The sequence below is a fragment of the Corynebacterium drakensteinense genome, assembly GCF_041224285.1.
In the GTDB taxonomy this organism is placed as follows: domain Bacteria; phylum Actinomycetota; class Actinomycetes; order Mycobacteriales; family Mycobacteriaceae; genus Corynebacterium.
The window spans coordinates 121767-137782 of sequence record NZ_JAXOFP010000005.1 but is presented as its reverse complement, the minus strand read 5'-3'; the positions used below and the strand labels follow the sequence as shown (position 1 = coordinate 137782).

The window sequence follows — 16016 nt, the reverse complement described above, 5'->3', positions numbered from 1 at the left end:
CGCGCTGATGGTACTGCACTCGGGAGGGTGTGGGAGAGTAGGTTGCTGCCGACACTTAATAATTTCATGTTTTGAGGGTCGACCCGGACCGTGTGCACGGTTTGTTCGGGTCCACCCTTTTTTCGTGCTTCTTGGGGGTTTGCGGCCATCGTGTGTTTGGGCCGACAGGCCCTTCTTTTTATGTTTGTATGCGCGTTCTCGGGGTGTTGTTTGTGGTTAAGTAGCAAAAGCTCGGTTGCGGACATTTTTTAGGAATATTCAGAGTAGTAGCTTGCGTCGGCGTTGGTTGATGCTTAATACGCCGAACAACCCATCGCACGTTGAATTATCGGGTGAGCACCTTTTCTTCGAGATTGAACGAACAAAACCGATGTTTTGGCAGGTGTGGATCCACCTATTACCTCGATAATGACAACCCCGATCAGAATGGATCATTAAACTTGTCGGGCCAGCAGGCGCATCATTGTCTATCGCCTGAGCTCAGCAGTTATTCGACGCATAACTTTCTTGCTGGTCTTGGTTCACAATTGCTGCGATTGAATCCATACGCGATGATAGCCCGACGATGGCAAAGCGCAGTGAAATCGCAAAAAGCCGACCGTAGTGCATCGATCACAATAGTTTTGACTCTGTTATTGAGGCTGACTGTTTGCGTTCAGTTGCGCTCATCAAGACCCGCTTTCCTTTCTCACGGAATCGTTGGGCCCAACCATAGACGCTCATTTTCGAGTTCAGCTACAGTTCGGTTGCAACGGCATCAAAAGACCTCCCGGAGTGGAAAATCTCGAAGGCTTTAAGCTTGGTCGTCAACGGGTAGCGTTTCAGCGTTGTCCGCCGAGTAGGAGGAGATGAGGGCTCGGACCGCTGTCTAATTCAGCGGTGGAGTGTCCAACGGCCTGGGTACCCCAATTCGCCGGACGGTCTTTGTGGCAGATTGAGTCCTGTCGAATACTTCTAACGCTTTAACTCGTTGCGCATTGGTGTATCGAATAGTAGTCATGCGGAAAATCTCTCTAAGATTTCGTCCGCTCCCCGGTAACGCAATGAAAATTGAAACGCGGAGTGGGGCGGAGCTGGCCCCTGGGAACTGTTAGTTGACTTTCCGGATGGCGGGCGCTTTCCCGGATCCGGGCGTTGCGCCTGCACCGATTTTAAGCAAGAATAGCCTTACTTAGTAATTTAAGTAAGAATAGGCTTACTATGAACGCAAGAAGTGCTGACCTTAATGAAAATGAGTTGCAGCAAGTCAACGTGAGCGGGGCGACGAACGGGCGGGTGCAGGAGGAGCATAGAACTGGACCGAGGGAAGACACGGCATCGGCGGGTGCGGTTACCCTGCGGACCATCAAACCGGTCATGCCATGGATCGTGGTGGCGGTGGTGCTGCAGGTCCTCGGTTCGGTGCTGTCCGCGGTGCAGTTTCTCGCGCTGGCGGAGCTCACGGTCAGGCTGGTGAGCGGTGGTGCGGACTGGGATGCTTCGAAGGGGCCGCTTTTTCTGTTCCTCATCGCGTTGGGGTCGTCGATCACGCTCGGCGCGGTGGCCCTGCTGATTTCCCACATCGCGGACGTCGACCTGCAGGCTCGTCTGCGCCTCGGGTTGGCGGCGAAGCTGGCGCGGCTGCCCCTCGGCTGGTTCGACGACCGATCATCGGGCCGCGTCCGACAACTGATCCAAAATGACGTGGACTCGCTGCATCAGCTCGTCGCGCACACCATCGTCGAGCTCGTCGCGGGAGTGTGCACTCCCTTGGCGAGCCTGGTGGTGTGTTTCATCCTGGACTGGCGCCTGGGCCTGGTGGCGATGGTTCCCGCGGTGCTGTACGCCGTCGCCTACACCGCACTGGCGCCCCGGTCGAACGCCCAGGTGATGGACAAGATCCATGAAGGGCTCGCTGGGGTGTCGGAGACAATCGTCGAATACGTCAACGGCATCGCCGTTTTGAAGATCTTCGGCAAGGCGGGCCAGGGGTCGCGCCGGTTCACCGAAAAATCCGAGAGGTTCCTCCGCGAGTTCGCCGACATGATCCGACCGCAGATGCGCGCCCATTCCGTCGCGGTGGTCTTCTTGTCCGCGGCTACGGCCGGCGTCATCGAGGTCGCCTTCGGCCTGTGGTTCGTCCATGCCGGGTGGAGCCGGCCGTCCGACCTGCTGGTCGTGACCATCATCGCGATGCTGTTGCCCGCGGCCATGCAGACAGTGGCGGTGAGCAACCGTGCGCTCGAGCAGGCGATAGACGCAGCCCGCCGCATCTGCGAGATACTCGACGCCGACGAGCTGCCGGTCGCCGACGTCCCCGCCCAGCCGGACGGCCATGCGGTGGAGTTTGCGGATGTCACGTTCGCCTACGATCCCGGCAACCCGGCCGTCGTCGGCGTCAGCGCCGCCATCCCCGCAGGCGGCGTCACCGCGCTGGTGGGCCCATCCGGTTCCGGCAAATCCACGGTGGCTGCGCTGGCTGCCCGTTTCCGTGACCCCGACTCCGGCACCGTGCGCATCGGCGGAGTGGACGTGCGCGACATTGATCCGGAAGTGATGCGCCGGACCGTGGGGACGGTATTCCAGGATCCGCAGTTGCTGTCGATCAGCATCGCGGACAACATTCGCCTCGCGGTCCCCGACGCGACCGACGACCAGGTCCTCGATGCCGCCCGTGCCGCCAACATCCACGACCGCATCGAGGAGCTGCCGCGCGGCTACGACTCCGTGGTCGGGCAGGACGCGCGTCTTTCCGGCGGCGAGGCGCAGCGTGTGGCGATCGCCCGCACCCTGCTCGCCGATACCCCGGTGCTAGTGCTCGACGAGGCGACGTCGGCGACCGACCCAGAATCGGAGGCCGCCGTGCAGGAGGGGCTGAACCGGCTCACCGCCGGGCGCGCCGTCCTGGTCATCGCTCATCGGCTGACGACCGTCAAGGATGCGGAGCGCATTCTGGTCATGGATGGCGGACGACTGGTCGAGCAGGGCACCCACGATGAACTTCTCGCCGAAGACGGGCTCTACGCCCGCATGTGGAAGGACATGGAATGATACGCGCACTGCTTGCCCTGTCCGGGGGCGCGGACCGGACCCTCCTCATCCGTTCGGTGATCTTGGGGCTGCTGTCCGGCGTCGCCCAGGGCGTCACCGTCCTGTGCATCATCCCGGTGCTCACCGCGGTGTTCCGTGGCGACTGGTCGGGCGCCGTCCGGGCTTTGATCGTCCTCGCCGTCGTGTGGCTGATCCATGCCGTGCTCGTCGGAGTGTCCACCTGGTCCGGGGTCGCCGGATCCCTCGGGATCATCCGGTCGATGCACCGGGGCCTCGGCGGTCGTTTGGTGCACCTGCCGCTGAGCTGGTTCACGCCCGAGACGCAGGGACGCGTCTCGCACACCGCCGTGCGCGGAACCATATTCGTGGCGACGGCGGCGATGGACGTCCTGGCCCCGTTGGTCGGCTATATCGCCATGCCTGCGACCATTGCGATCCTCACCCTGTTCATCGACTGGCGGATCGGCCTCGCGATGATCGTCGCCGCCCCCGTTCTGTGGTTGACGTCTGGGTTGGCGTCGAAGTGGGAATCGGCCGGGGAAGAGCGCGTGCGCGGGGTGCGCACCGATACCGACCTGCGGCTGCTGGAGTTCGCGAGCCGGCAGCAGGTGCTGCGCGCCGCGGGCATCGCCGACGACTATCCGCCGCTGACGCGGGCCGTCGAAAAGCAGCGGGCCGCCGGCCGCAGCGCCCTGTGGCTGTCCCTGGGAGGAATGGTGCTTCAGGGGTTCGTCATCCAAACGGTGCTGGGCTGCGTCGCGGCGCTGGCGGTGTGGACCGTCGCGGGCGGTTCCGATCCCGTTCGCGCGGTGGTTCTCGTCGGCTTGGTCACCCTGGCGGCCGGTCCGTTGCGGATCGTGTCGTCGCTGCAGACCGCGCTGCACCAGTCCGAGGCCGAGATCGACGACGTACGCGAGCTGTTGGAGACCCCGACCATGCCGGAGCCGACTCAGCCGATCGCGTTCCCGCCGACCGCCGACATCGAGTTCGACGACGTCACCTTCCGCTACGGGACCGGCGACGACGCCCCCCTCGTCCTCGATGGCGTCAGCGCCCGCATCGACGACCGCTCCTCCACGGCACTGGTGGGGGCATCGGGGTCGGGCAAGACGACGCTCATGCGCCTCATCGCGCGCCTGTGGGACGTCGACGGGGGAGCGGTGCGCATCGGCGGGGTCGATGTGCGCGATATGGCGACCGAAGATCTTTACCAGCATGTTTCCATGATTTTCCAGGACGTGTACCTCTTCGACGACACCTTGTGGGCCAACATCGTGCTGGGGAGGGAAGACGCTTCCCGCGACGAGATCCTCGACGCCGCCCGCCGCGCGCACGTCACCGAGATCGCCGACCGGTTGCCCGATGGCTGGCGGACGCGCGTCGGGGAGGGCGGTCAGTTGCTCTCCGGCGGTGAGCGTCAGCGCGTGTCCATTGCCCGCGCGCTCCTGCGGCGGGCGCCGGTGGTGCTGTGCGACGAACCGAGCAGTGCCTTGGACCCCTCGACCCGCCGTGCCGTCACCGCTGCCCTGGATGATTTGTCCCGTGACGCGACCGTCGTGGTGATCGCCCACCAGCTGGAGACGATCCGCGGCGCCAACCGCATTCTTCTGCTTGACGACGGGCGCATCGCCGCGTCGGGCACCCACGATGAATTGGCGGCGTCGGACGAGCGCTACCGGCGGTTTTGGTCGCTGCGCGAGGATGCCGGTCACTGGAACATCGGTAAAGAAAGGCAAGGCTAGACATGGTGAAGTGTACTAGGTTTTGTTCCTAGGCATTTACCTTATTTTCTATTATTTCCCGCGACTCATCTTGTTCCCAGCCCGATTGGGTTGGGTATTAGGTGTCCACCAAACAGGGGTCAGGTCCTTCTGCTGATATCATTATTTTGGATGAGCCAGAGGCTGGCCTTGATCAAGAGAATAAACGGTTACTAGAAGATGTAATTAATGATGAGTGCTTAAACAGACGCATGGTCTGGAGTGGTCATTTCGTAGAGAGTGAGTCATAAATTGTTATCCAGTTTTTACAATTCTGTGGATAAATCATTTTTAGCTTCAGCTGAGAGTAATATTTTTATCTCGATGCTTATTGTCTATATCTTTGCATTAGCTTCCAGTTTGATTGCGTACTCAAAGGTGGCACTTGCGCGCACTAAGGACAATTCAAATAGTTCAAAGCCAACCGATGTGTCGTCTGCGCCTGAAACTTCACGTTGGTTCCGTTCTAGCTTCTATATCACTATTATCGCACTTACTCTTCAAGTCCTTTACCTTATCGCGAGGGGGCTCTCGGCCGGTAGGCTTCCTTGGGGTAATCTTTTCGAATACACGGTTCTGCTTTCTGGCGTCGCAGTCGTTTTAATTCTCGGTCAGATCCATTCAAATTTTCGGTATGTCACCTTACTTCCCTGGGTTTTGACCCCGGTAATGGCATTGTTGTTTTATGCTGGAACCAAGCTATACATCGCTTCTGCTCCGGTGCCCCCTGCTCTTAAGTCAGGCTGGTACTATATCCATGTAACTACGGTTTCTATTGGCGCATCCGTAGCGTTGGTTTCCGGTGCAGCTTCATTAGTTTTTATTATCCGTTCTTGGGCGCGTGCTGAATCCTCCCCTCGGTTTGTTCGGTTAATTTGCGGTCCCTTGCCCTCCCCTGAGGTTATAGATCGCCTCGCTTACCGCACATGTATATGGGCCCTTCCGATTTTCGGTCTGGGGATTATCTTTGGCGCTATCTGGGCTGAGGCTGCTTGGGGACGATTCTGGAATTGGGATCCAAAGGAAACAATGTCTCTAGTTACATGGGTACTTTATGCTGCCTATCTTCACGCCCGGGCTACGCGATCTGTCGGTAAGGTTCTTCCTGCGTGGGTGAATGTCCTAGCCTTTGCAACAATGATTTTTAATTTGTTTTTTATCAACCAAGTGGTGTCTGGTTTGCATTCTTATGCGGGACTTAACTAAGTCAGACAGTCTTCACTCAGCTATATGAAGTGAGGTTACCCTCGAGTAGTGGACACCCAATTTGTGAGGATCTCGTGTCCGTAGGAGAGGATGTTCATTGTGAGTTCGTCAAGGAAGAAATACACCCCGGAGTACCGGCAGGAGGCCGCCAGGCTGGTCATCGAGACCGGGCGCCCAATCGCTGATGTGGCTAAGGAAATTAACGTATCAGCCACAATTTTGGGCAGGTGGGTCAATCTCGAGCGGGAACGTCAAGGCTCAGTAGATGGCCGCAGTGATGCCGATATACGAGCCGAAAACGCTCGCCTGCGTCGTGAGTTAGCTGAGGTCAAGATGGATAATGAGTTCTTGTCAAAAGCCACCGCCTTCTTCGCTTTGAGGCAACGCGATCGGAAAAATTTGAGCTAATACAGTCAGAGCAAGGCGAACTACAGCATAAAAAGAATGAGCAGGTTGTTAGAGGTTTCCCGTTCTGGCTACTACAAATGGGCGCAGGCTCAAGCAGTACGGCTTCGTGGTGAAAATCAGCATCAGAGATTCCTCGACCAGTGAGTCAGGCAAATTCATGACATCTCACCCAGGGCGTTTGTTCCCGTAACGACAATTCAATCCAAGCGGAAATCCACGCTTGCAGACCTGGTGAAACGCCTATTTGAAAAAGGGTAGCTTAATCGAGTATGGATGTCGGATATTACCTATCTAGACACGAGCCAGGGCTGGCTGTAGCTATGTGTTATCCGCGATGGACACTCCTGCCGAGTCTTAGGCTGGTCCATGGGTAGAGTGCAGGATTCTTACCTGGTTGAACGTGCACTGCGCATGGCTTAGATCCTGCGTGGCGAAGTACCCGACGGGGTGGTCTTCCACGCCGATCGTGGTATCCAGTTCACCAGCGAACAGCTGTGGCAGGTCTGTCAAGAACTAGGGATTGCACAACCGGCGCCGTCGCCACTCGTTCATCGGGATGGTAAGCCCCGTCGATTTCGAAGCCCAGCTCGCTGATCAAAATGGTCATAAGAAGGCCGCTGCTTAACCCCTAAGCAGCTTAACAACGTGTCCACGATTTGCAGGCAACCCCACTAACCCAGCAGACGTTTCACTGCCTCCCGGATGACCTCCGGGCGCTTACAAAACGCAAAACGAACCTTGTACTTCCAAGGCTCTGGTTCATCTGTAAATGCGGACAACGGGATCGCCGCAACACCTTTGGTTTCTGGCAATCGCTGACAGAACTCCACCCCATCCATGCCAGAGGCCTCAACATCTGCAACTAGGTAGTAGGTTCCACGACAATCGTGTACATGGTATCCCGCATCCCGTAGCCCGGCCGCAAGAATTTCACGGCAAGTATCGAGTTCCCGTACCATGTCGCCAAGCCACTGAGCTTCATGGGTTAGCGCATGCGCCACGGCCGGCTGGAATGGAGTTGTGGCAACGAAAGTCATGAACTGCTTGGCTTTCAGTACTCCGTCTAACAAATGCGGCTGCGCGATGGCCCAGCCAGTTTTCCAACCCGTGCAGCTATACGATTTCGCTGCAGAAGAAACAACCACCGTGCGTTCGCCCATCCCCGGAAGCGACGAGATTGATAGATGTTTGTGGCCATTGAATACTAGATTCTCATAAACCTCATCGGCCAAGACAAGCAGATCTTTTTCGATACACAACGCTGCCAGTGCTTCCAGTGCGGCACTACTGAACACAGCTCCGGTGGGATTATGCGGGGAATTGATGATGATCATCGCGGTGTTGTCAGTTATCGCGTCACGTACGGCCTCTACATCGACATCCCAAGACTCGCCCGATGCTTTGAGTGGAACCGCGATGCGGTTCGCGTCGGCAAGCGCAATGGCGGCCGCATAGGCATCGTAATACGGCTCGAGCACAATGACGTCTTGCCCAGGTTCGACTAAGCCCAACACAGTTGCGCTGATGGCTTCGGTGGCGCCGACGGTGACCGTGACGTTCTCCCGCGGCACGTCGTAAGACTCGGCGATTGCCTGCACCAAAGTCGGTACGCCGCGGAGTGGAGCATACTGGTTGTTACCCGCAGCGATATTCTCGCTAGCGATCTCCAACATGCGCGGTGGGCCATCGGAATCTGGGAAGCCTTGGCCCAAGTTGATTGCGTTATGTTCTGTGGCCAATTGCGTCATCGTGGCGAAGATTGTCTCGCCGAATTGCTGCAATCTTTGTACGGTCATTGATCGCTCCCTGAGTTCAGTAATGCGTGTGTGTCAGCGTGTCAGTGTGTTAGTTTCTGGTTTTGTAGTCGGCGAAACTACAGCCACTATCGGCTGCAAATACACCTTTGCCTTCGTGCTTGGCGGCTGCAACCGCGTCGCTAATTTCGTCGTAATACAAGTCATTAGGCTGCACCAGCACCGGGACTGCAAGGCCCGCCGCGGCAACCTCTTTATTCACCAAGGTTTCCCCTGCATATACGCCGGCTAACTCGCGTCCATAGTGGTCTGCTCGCTGTTGATCATATTCGAGTCGCACGGTGGAACCTTCCGGAAGCAAATCTTCGACGAATCTTTTTGCTTCTTCGCCATAACACTCTTTGTCGAGCTCCGGGGTGTCAATATTCAAAAGACGCACTCGCGTGGTTTCTGTTTCACCTGGCTTGGAAACTCTAATGGTGTCACCGTCGACGACATGAGAAACCGTTACCTGTTGGCTACTGTCTGCCTCGTTCTTATCGGGCTGATCGCCAGTGCTGAAAAATGAATAAGTACCGAGCCCCGCTACCGCGAGCGCAAGAAGCGAAACTACATTGGTTGATTTCCGTGCCATGATGTCTTTCTCGTATGCGCTTTCAGTTATTTCAGCTATTTCAATTATGCAGTGCATCCCATCTTATCGTTGCTGTTGCATACAGCGTTCAACGAGAGGGAAGCAGCACTCGCTGCAGGAGTTTGCGGTGAGCTATCGTGACTGTTCTGCGTTCGCTAAACTGACTAACAGTTACAGCCACAGCCCACATCCGGCTCGCGTAATGCGCAGCGTGATCCCCGGAAGCTGTTGGCAAGCAAGAAAAATTAGAAAGAGGATCGTTCATGAACAAACCCGCGCGAGGGCAGCGGCGGACCGGCAATAAACGTACCCACGACCAACATCGGGGTGAGAAGAAATTCGGGCCGAAGCGTTCCGCACAACCGCGCAAAGGCCCGCAACGGCCTGGTTTCCGCGAAGAACGCCTCAACAAACGCTCGACGGATCCTGATTTGCCAGATGACGTCAATCCGGACGATCTCGACCCATCGGTACTGCAGGACCTGAAGGTGCTGTCGAAAGAAAACGCTGATGCCGTCGCCAAGCACATGATCATGTCCGCGACACTGATGGAAGAAGACCCACAGCTGGCACTCCGGCACGCGCGTTCCGCGAAAGACCGCGCCGGCCGGGTCTCTGTCGTTCGTGAGGTCAACGGCATCGCCGCCTACCATGCTGGGGAATGGAAAGAAGCGCTCTCCGAGCTGCGGGCTTCCCGACGCATGCACGGCGGGCCAGGGCTGCTGGCCGTCATGGCAGACTGCGAACGCGGTTTGGGTCGACCCGAAAAAGCCATCGAACTATCCCGCGCCCCAGAAGCGAAAGAACTGGACCCCGACCAGGCTATCGAGCTGGCTATCGTTGCCGCGGGCGCCCGCTTGGACCAAGGGCAAGCAGACAGCGCCGTGATCACGTTGCAACGCGCGAACCCAGACAAAGCAGACCGCGGGATGGCTGCGGTGCGCCTGAGCTATGCGTACGCCAATGCGTTGCTGGAAGCAGGCCGTCGCGACGAAGCCGTTGAGTGGTTTGACCACGCTGCCGCCATCGATGAAGAAGAATGGACGGATGCCGAAGAACGGCTGGCTGAACTAGAGGAGAACTAATGGCGCTGATTGATCAATATGATGGTTTGCTCGTCGACTTAGACGGCACGGTCTGGAATGGCGATACCGCTATTGCAGCAGCCATAGCGACGCTGAACGAGATCTCGCTGCCGGTCGCCTTCGTCACCAACAACGCCTCGAAGCCACATTCGGTGGTGGCAGACAAGTTGCGCAGGCTGGGAATCAACGACGAGTCGCCGACTGTGTTCAACTCAGCAGATGCCGTGCTACAGGTACTGCAGCAGGAAGTAGACCCTGGTGCGAAAGTTCTCGTCGTCGGTACACCGTGGTTGCACGAGTTGATTGCAGAAGCAGGCTATGCGGTGTGCACCTCTGCCAGTGACGATCCTGCGGGCGCGGGGATAGCTGCCGTCGTCCAGGGGCATAACCCGGAGACTGGCTGGTCGCAACTATCCGAAGTTGCATTAGCTCTGCGTGCCGGCGCCCGGTACGTGTTGACCAACGCTGATACCTCCTTGCCGACCGAACGCGGTTTTTGCTTGGGCAACGGCGCGATGGCAGCGGCGGTGACCGCCTCGACGGACGTGTATCCACGCGCTGCCGGAAAGCCCGAACCTGAGTTATTCCACCTCGCCGCACAAGCCATTGGAGCGAAGAACCCGCTATGCATCGGTGATCGCCTCAACACCGATATCGCAGGCGCTAATAATGCGGGATTTGCCTCGCTGCATGTGATGACCGGTGTGTCAGGCGCGATCGAACTACTCGAGGCCCCAGTAGAGCACCGTCCTACCTATATTGGTGCTGATTTTTCTGCAGTTTTGCAGCCTGCCGAACAATTGCGTCCCGGCCCGCAAGCAGGCTTTACTGCCCGCGGCGACGGACACGACGTGTTGCTCGAACGTGGCGATACCGAACCTGCAGCCGGTGCTGGAACCGCTCAAGCCTCCGGGGCCGCGCAATCCGCCAACTCCCTGGCTGCCCTGCGCACCGTACTGGAAGTTGCGTGGGCGATGCCGAAGCCGCCGCGTTATATTCACCCGCGTTCCCAGGCAGCTGAACACGCCGCTGCAGATTGGCAATAATCGATGCCGGTACCGAAACCGCATGATCCGAACGCTCCTGCGATTACCCCAGATGAGCTTGCCGACGAGCTCGCGGAAGTCTTTTCCGAGCAACCGGCAGATTTAGCCGCAGAGGCAGATCAACTCGAACGCGCCCACCAGGTATTGCAGCGTGGTTTGCAGGAAAAATAGCAGCCGCAATTATCCAGATCAGCAGAATAGGACCAGCCCAGACCAGGAGTAGTAACAATGCCTGCTTCACCCAGCCACGAAAGCGAGCGTCCAGCGAGTCGGCCGCGTCGGCTTGATGCGCTGCTCGTTGCGCGCGAACTCGCACGCTCTCGGGAACACGCGGTCAGCGAGATCAAAGCAGGCAAGGTCACCGTCAATGGAGCGGTAGCCAAAAAGTCTGCACTGCCCGTAAGTAGCGATGCCGAGATTGTCGTCACTGGCAGTGACGAGCCAGCCTGGGCCTCGCGGGGCGCTTACAAGCTGCTCGGTGCTCTTGCACAATTTGAACCCGCAGGGCTCAGCCTGCAGGGCAAAAAGATTCTGGATGCCGGTGCTTCCACCGGCGGCTTTACCGATGTGTGTTTGCAGCGCGGCGCGACCGAAGTCATCGCGGCCGACGTTGGCCGCGACCAGCTGCTTCCCCGATTACGTCAGCATCCTCGAGTGAGCGTGCGGGAACAACTTAACCTGCGCTATCTCACTAGCGCTGATACCAACGGCTACTGCGACGCCATGGTGGGAGACTTGTCCTTTATTTCCTGGCGGTTGGTGTTGCCCGCGATCGTGGAGGTGCTTGCCGACGGCGCCGATCTTCTACCCATGGTGAAGCCGCAATTTGAAGTCGGCAAACAACGCCTGAGCAAAACTGGGGTGGTGCGCAGCCCGGAATTACGCGCGGAAGTCACCCTCGGTGTGGCCGAATTCGCTGCCGAATTAGGTCTATCCACGGTGGCAGCTGGGGCCTCACCGTTACCAGGTCCGAATGGAAACGTAGAATATTTCCTATGGCTTACTAAAGACGGTGGCAAGCAGCAACCGTCCGGGCAACAACTCCGCGAACTTATCCAGCGCGCGGTGCAGGAAGGACCACAGTGACGAGGTTGAATACGACGAGCGCGCATGCAGCGTCGAGCAGTGCTGACCGCGTCGTCTTGTTGGTCCCACACACCGGCAGTATGGGAAACGTGGCAACCACCGAACGCGTCGTGCGGTTGTTATCTGCGGCTGATATCTCGGTGCGTATCGTCGTCGACAAGCGCACCACAGGTATTCGCGAGCATGAGTATTTATCGCAGTACCCGCTTGTCGACGCTGAACCCAACGCAGCATTGGGCTGCGAGTTGGTGCTGGTGCTCGGTGGAGATGGCACGTTTTTGCGCGCGGCTGATCTCGCGCACGCGGTCGACGTTCCCGTGCTTGGAGTGAACATGGGGCACGTCGGCTTTTTGGCGGAATGGGAAGAGGAATCGCTGGAAACGGCGATAGAACGCGTCGTCAAGCGTGATTACCGTATTGAAGAGCGCATGACGATCGACACTGTCGTTGTCGATGCCGCCGGAGCTGAAGTCGGCAGGTCGTGGGCCCTGAATGAAGTCAGCATGTACAGCCAGAATCGCCGGGGTGTGTTGGACGCGATTTTGGAGGTCGATGGCCGCCCGGTGAGCTCTTTTGGCTGCGATGGGGTGCTGATTTCTACGCCGACGGGCTCGACAGCGTATTCATTTTCTGCTGGTGGCCCGGTGCTGTGGCCAGAATTGGATGCGATTTTGGTGGTACCGAATAATGCGCACGCGCTATTTGCAAAGCCTTTGGTGGTTTCGCCAGCCTCGACGGTGGCTGTCGAATCGGCGTCTGAGACCGATGAAGCGATTGCGATCATGGATGGACACCGGCAAATCACCATGCCAGCGGGTTCTCGTGTGGAAGTTGTCCGCGGCAGACACCCAATCCGGTGGGTACGCTTGGATGACAAACCGTTCACTGATCGTTTGGTCAACAAATTCTGGCTCCCGGTAGAAGGCTGGCGTGGCCCGCGCGGGCTGCGGCGCGGCAACTACTCCGCGAGCCAGGATCACAATGCACGAGGGGGAGGCTAGTAGGCCAAGGTTATGCTCGCAGATATCACTATCACAGACCTGGGCGTGATCCATCACGCCACAGCCGAATTATCCACCGGGCTGACGGTGCTGACCGGCGAGACCGGTGCCGGAAAAACCATGGTGGTCACCGGCCTGCGCTTGTTGGCCGGCTCACGCGCCGATGCTTCACGGGTGCGCACCGGGGCCGACAAAGCCGTGGTCGAAGGTAGCTTTCTTGCCGACGAGTTGAGCACTGGTGCACAGCAGGCAGTGGCAGAACTGGTCGAGTCTGGCGGTGGGGCTGCCGACGAAAACGGCGAGTACCTTGTTGCGCGAACACTCAGTGCGCAGGGGCGGTCGAAAGCGCACCTTGGGGGAAGGTCGGTCCCGGCGGCCAAACTGGCGGAATTTTCTTCCTATGTTTTGGCTATTCATGGACAGAATGACCAGCTGCGCCTCTTAGCGCCTGAGCAGCAACGCGCCGCATTGGACAGGTATGCGCCGGAAAATGCACGTCTTTTGCAGAACTATCAACAGCATTACCGCGAATGGAAAAAACTGCAGCGCGACCTCAAAGTCCGCACGGAATCGCGTCGCGAGCTGGCTCAAGAGGTTGACCGGCTCCAGTTCGCGATCGACGAAATCGAGCAGATTGCCCCGGAACCGGGAGAAGATGAACAACTCATCCAGCGGATTCGCCGTTTGCAGGATGTAGATTCGCTGCGCGAACAAGCAATGGCGGCGCTGACCGCGATCGATGGGCCGGAAGCTGCCGGCGGCGAAGATGGCTTCACCGAAACAGATCCCGCTTCGACCTTGTTGGGGCAAGCCGAATCTGCAGTGCGTGATTCGGAAGATCCGCAGCTCGCTGCCATCGCGGACAAGCTGGGTGAAATCACCACCCAATTGGGTGAAATCTCTGCCGAGCTCGGTGGGTTTTTGGGCGAGTTGCCCGCAGACCCGGACGAGCTGGAAGCATCCTTGCAGCGCCAGCATGAGCTGAAAACGCTGACGCGGAAATACGCGCCGACGATCAGCGAAGTGATCACCTGGAAGGACGAGGCGAGTGTGCGGTTATCCAGCATTGATACCTCTGCGCAGGCATTGGAAGAGCTGCAAAAACAGGTCAAGGTAGCAGAAAAAGACATGCGGGCAGCAGCCAGCGAGCTCACGGCGGCCCGGCGTAGCGCAGCCGTTGAACTGGAAAAAGCCGTTACCGCAGAAATCCAAGGCCTCGCGATGCCGAAGGCACGTTTGGAAGTCGCCGTCCGCGAGATCGCACCGAGCGACTATGGCGCTGACGAGGTCGAGTTGTTGTTGGCTCCCAACGATGCGGCGCGCGCACAACCACTGTCGACGGCGGCCTCAGGTGGTGAATTATCCCGCGTCATGTTGGCGCTCGAAGTTATTATTTCTGCCGGAACCACGGGTGCGACGATGGTGTTCGACGAGGTGGATGCTGGCGTCGGCGGCCGCGCTGCCGTCGAGATTGGCCGCAGGCTCGCGCGCTTGGCCGTGCACAATCAGGTGATCGTCGTCACGCACCTGCCGCAGGTCGCGGCGTATGCAGATACCCACTTGCACGTCGCCAAGGAAGTCACTGATGAGACCGTAACGTCTGGCGTGCTGACCTTGGACCACGAGCAACGCGTTGAAGAGCTCGCGCGCATGTTGGCAGGTCTGGATGATACGGCGACAGGGCGCGCACATGCCGCGGAGTTATTGGAGAAAGCAAGCCGCGATAAACAACAACGGTAGATACCGCCGCCAGCAGATTGCCGCGCTGCTGCAAGGCGCGCCTTGGCCACCACCGGCGGCAACGCGTGTTAAATGATTATTCATGGGGTTGTTTAACAAAGATGCCGATCTGCCTGGAATTCAGGCTACCGTGCGTGATTGCACTCCCGGTGGCAAAGGAATGCGCAAATTCAACCGCGGCGATATCGCGGTGATTAATGCCGCAGACATTACGCGTCGAGAAGCACAAGACTTAGTCGACGCGGGCCCATCGGTGGTGATCAACGTCGCTCGATTCACCGAAGGCGGCGTGCCGAATTACGGACCGCATATGTTGCTGGACGACGAAGTCGTGCTCATCGAAAACGCCGGCGAGGGTTTCGCTTCGGCGATGCGGGAAGGCAAAAAAGCCCGCGTCACCGACGACGGCGAAATCTATCTCGGCGAACGCTTCATCGGTAAAGGTGAAGTGGTCACGCGGAAAGCTGCCGAAAAATCCTTTGCAGAAGCCCAGCAGTCGTTGATCGACCACATGGAGGCCTATTTCGGCAACACCATCCAGTTCATACACTCGGAAGGCCCGCTGCTTATCGACGGCTTAGGCATCCCAGATATTGATGCTGGGTTGGCGGGTCGGAAGGTTTTGGTGGTCAGCCCTGGGCTGCATCACCGCGCGCAGATCAAAAACTTGCGCAATTTCATCCGCGAATACCGCCCGGCGATCATCGGCGTGGAACAAGCCGCGGATACCTTGCTTGAGCTTGGCTATACCCCGGAAATTATCGTCGGAAACCCCACCTCGGTTGAGGCGGATACGCTGCGCTGTGGCGCACAGATCGTGCTGCCGGCCGATCCTGACGGGCATGCGCCCGGATTAGAGCGCATCCAAGATCTGGGTGTGGGTGCGATGACCTTCCCGGCAGCGATTGATAACGCCACCGATCTTGCGTTGCTGTTGGCGGATTACCACGGCGCGAACTCGATCGTGAACGTCGGCAGTGCGCTGGATCTGAGCGATATTTTCCAACAATCAGACCACGCCAGCCCCGCAGCGCTGTTGACCCGCACGAAAGTGGGATCAAAGCTGGTTGATGCCAACACCGTCATCAGCCTATACCAAACCAACCGTGGCGTTGCCGCGGGTTGGCTGTGGGCTGCATTGGGGCTCCTGGTGGCCTTGGCAGCGATTGTTTTGATCGTCGGTTTTGCCGGAACCGGCAGTTTTGCCGACAACATCGCCGATACTTGGGACAACATTTTCTCGACAGTGCAAGGTTGGTTTTAGTT

Annotated in this window: 14 protein-coding genes; 11 read left to right on the top strand and 3 right to left on the bottom strand. The window is 58.3% G+C overall.

Annotated features, from left to right (window positions below):
- Window positions 1–1200: 1200 nt before the first annotated feature.
- From U1140_RS04735 to U1140_RS04720, 4 genes are all read left to right on the top strand, one after another.
- Window positions 1201–3030: an ABC transporter ATP-binding protein gene (locus U1140_RS04735; protein ID WP_369846380.1), complete on the top strand. Its 1830-nt coding sequence runs from the start codon at window positions 1201–1203 to the stop codon at window positions 3028–3030.
- A complete protein-coding gene (locus U1140_RS04730; RefSeq protein WP_369846379.1) occupies window positions 3027–4772 on the top strand; it encodes an ABC transporter ATP-binding protein in 1746 nt (581 codons plus the stop codon). Before U1140_RS04735 ends, U1140_RS04730 begins: the two co-directional genes overlap by 4 nt.
- A gap of 342 nt (window positions 4773–5114) precedes the next feature.
- On the top strand, window positions 5115–5996 hold the full coding sequence (gene ccsB, locus U1140_RS04725; RefSeq protein WP_369846389.1) for a c-type cytochrome biogenesis protein CcsB: 882 nt from the start codon (window positions 5115–5117) through the stop codon (window positions 5994–5996).
- A 99-nt stretch (window positions 5997–6095) separates the two neighbouring features.
- Window positions 6096–6404 (top strand): transposase, encoded by a 309-nt coding sequence (locus U1140_RS04720; protein WP_369846378.1) that lies wholly within the window; start codon window positions 6096–6098, stop codon window positions 6402–6404.
- Window positions 6405–6758: 354 nt separating this feature from the next.
- On the opposite strand, the gene U1140_RS04715 is transcribed toward U1140_RS04720, so the two are convergent.
- From U1140_RS04715 to U1140_RS04705, 3 genes are all read right to left on the bottom strand, one after another.
- The gene (locus U1140_RS04715) at window positions 6759–6914 is read right to left on the bottom strand and encodes a hypothetical protein (RefSeq protein WP_369846377.1); all 156 of its coding nucleotides are present in this window, start codon (window positions 6912–6914) and stop codon (window positions 6759–6761) included.
- A gap of 161 nt (window positions 6915–7075) precedes the next feature.
- A complete protein-coding gene (locus U1140_RS04710; RefSeq protein WP_369846376.1) occupies window positions 7076–8200 on the bottom strand; it encodes an aminotransferase class I/II-fold pyridoxal phosphate-dependent enzyme in 1125 nt (374 codons plus the stop codon).
- 49 nt (window positions 8201–8249) lie between these two features.
- Window positions 8250–8792 (bottom strand): thermonuclease family protein, encoded by a 543-nt coding sequence (locus tag U1140_RS04705; protein ID WP_369846375.1) that lies wholly within the window; start codon window positions 8790–8792, stop codon window positions 8250–8252.
- A 263-nt stretch (window positions 8793–9055) separates the two neighbouring features.
- Between U1140_RS04705 and U1140_RS04700 the strand changes: the two genes are divergently transcribed.
- The 7 genes from U1140_RS04700 (at window position 9056) to steA (ending at window position 16014) form a co-directional block, all read left to right on the top strand.
- Window positions 9056–9877 (top strand): tetratricopeptide repeat protein, encoded by an 822-nt coding sequence (locus U1140_RS04700; RefSeq protein WP_369846374.1) that lies wholly within the window; start codon window positions 9056–9058, stop codon window positions 9875–9877.
- Complete coding sequence (locus tag U1140_RS04695; RefSeq protein WP_369846373.1) at window positions 9877–10923, top strand: HAD-IIA family hydrolase; 1047 nt, start codon at window positions 9877–9879, stop codon at window positions 10921–10923. The genes U1140_RS04700 and U1140_RS04695 overlap by 1 nt, the downstream gene beginning before the upstream one ends.
- Before the next feature lie 3 nt (window positions 10924–10926).
- A complete protein-coding gene (locus U1140_RS04690; protein WP_369846372.1) occupies window positions 10927–11094 on the top strand; it encodes a hypothetical protein in 168 nt (55 codons plus the stop codon).
- 57 nt (window positions 11095–11151) lie between these two features.
- Entirely contained in the window at window positions 11152–12009 is an 858-nt protein-coding gene (locus U1140_RS04685) for a TlyA family RNA methyltransferase (RefSeq protein ID WP_369846371.1), read from the top strand.
- Complete coding sequence (locus tag U1140_RS04680; protein WP_369846370.1) at window positions 12006–13010, top strand: NAD kinase; 1005 nt, start codon at window positions 12006–12008, stop codon at window positions 13008–13010. Before U1140_RS04685 ends, U1140_RS04680 begins: the two co-directional genes overlap by 4 nt.
- 12 nt (window positions 13011–13022) lie before the next feature.
- On the top strand, window positions 13023–14750 hold the full coding sequence (gene recN / locus U1140_RS04675; RefSeq protein WP_369846369.1) for a DNA repair protein RecN: 1728 nt from the start codon (window positions 13023–13025) through the stop codon (window positions 14748–14750).
- An 82-nt stretch (window positions 14751–14832) separates the two neighbouring features.
- Complete coding sequence (gene steA / locus U1140_RS04670) at window positions 14833–16014, top strand: putative cytokinetic ring protein SteA (RefSeq protein ID WP_369846368.1); 1182 nt, start codon at window positions 14833–14835, stop codon at window positions 16012–16014.
- Window positions 16015–16016: the final 2 nt, after the last annotated feature.

Bases quoted from the DNA above. Each gene is read 5' to 3' on its own strand.
- U1140_RS04735 (WP_369846380.1), top strand. From the start codon at position 1,201: ATGAACGCAAGAAGTGCTGACCTTAATGAAAATGAGTTGCAGCAAGTC.
- U1140_RS04730 (WP_369846379.1), top strand. From the start codon at position 3,027: ATGATACGCGCACTGCTTGCCCTGTCCGGGGGCGCGGACCGGACCCTC.
- ccsB (WP_369846389.1), top strand. From the start codon at position 5,115: ATGCTTATTGTCTATATCTTTGCATTAGCTTCCAGTTTGATTGCGTAC.
- U1140_RS04710 (WP_369846376.1), bottom strand. From the start codon at position 8,200: ATGACCGTACAAAGATTGCAGCAATTCGGCGAGACAATCTTCGCCACG.
- U1140_RS04705 (WP_369846375.1), bottom strand. From the start codon at position 8,792: ATGGCACGGAAATCAACCAATGTAGTTTCGCTTCTTGCGCTCGCGGTA.
- U1140_RS04700 (WP_369846374.1), top strand. From the start codon at position 9,056: ATGAACAAACCCGCGCGAGGGCAGCGGCGGACCGGCAATAAACGTACC.
- U1140_RS04695 (WP_369846373.1), top strand. From the start codon at position 9,877: ATGGCGCTGATTGATCAATATGATGGTTTGCTCGTCGACTTAGACGGC.
- U1140_RS04690 (WP_369846372.1), top strand. From the start codon at position 10,927: ATGCCGGTACCGAAACCGCATGATCCGAACGCTCCTGCGATTACCCCA.
- U1140_RS04685 (WP_369846371.1), top strand. From the start codon at position 11,152: ATGCCTGCTTCACCCAGCCACGAAAGCGAGCGTCCAGCGAGTCGGCCG.
- recN (WP_369846369.1), top strand. From the start codon at position 13,023: ATGCTCGCAGATATCACTATCACAGACCTGGGCGTGATCCATCACGCC.
- steA (WP_369846368.1), top strand. From the start codon at position 14,833: ATGGGGTTGTTTAACAAAGATGCCGATCTGCCTGGAATTCAGGCTACC.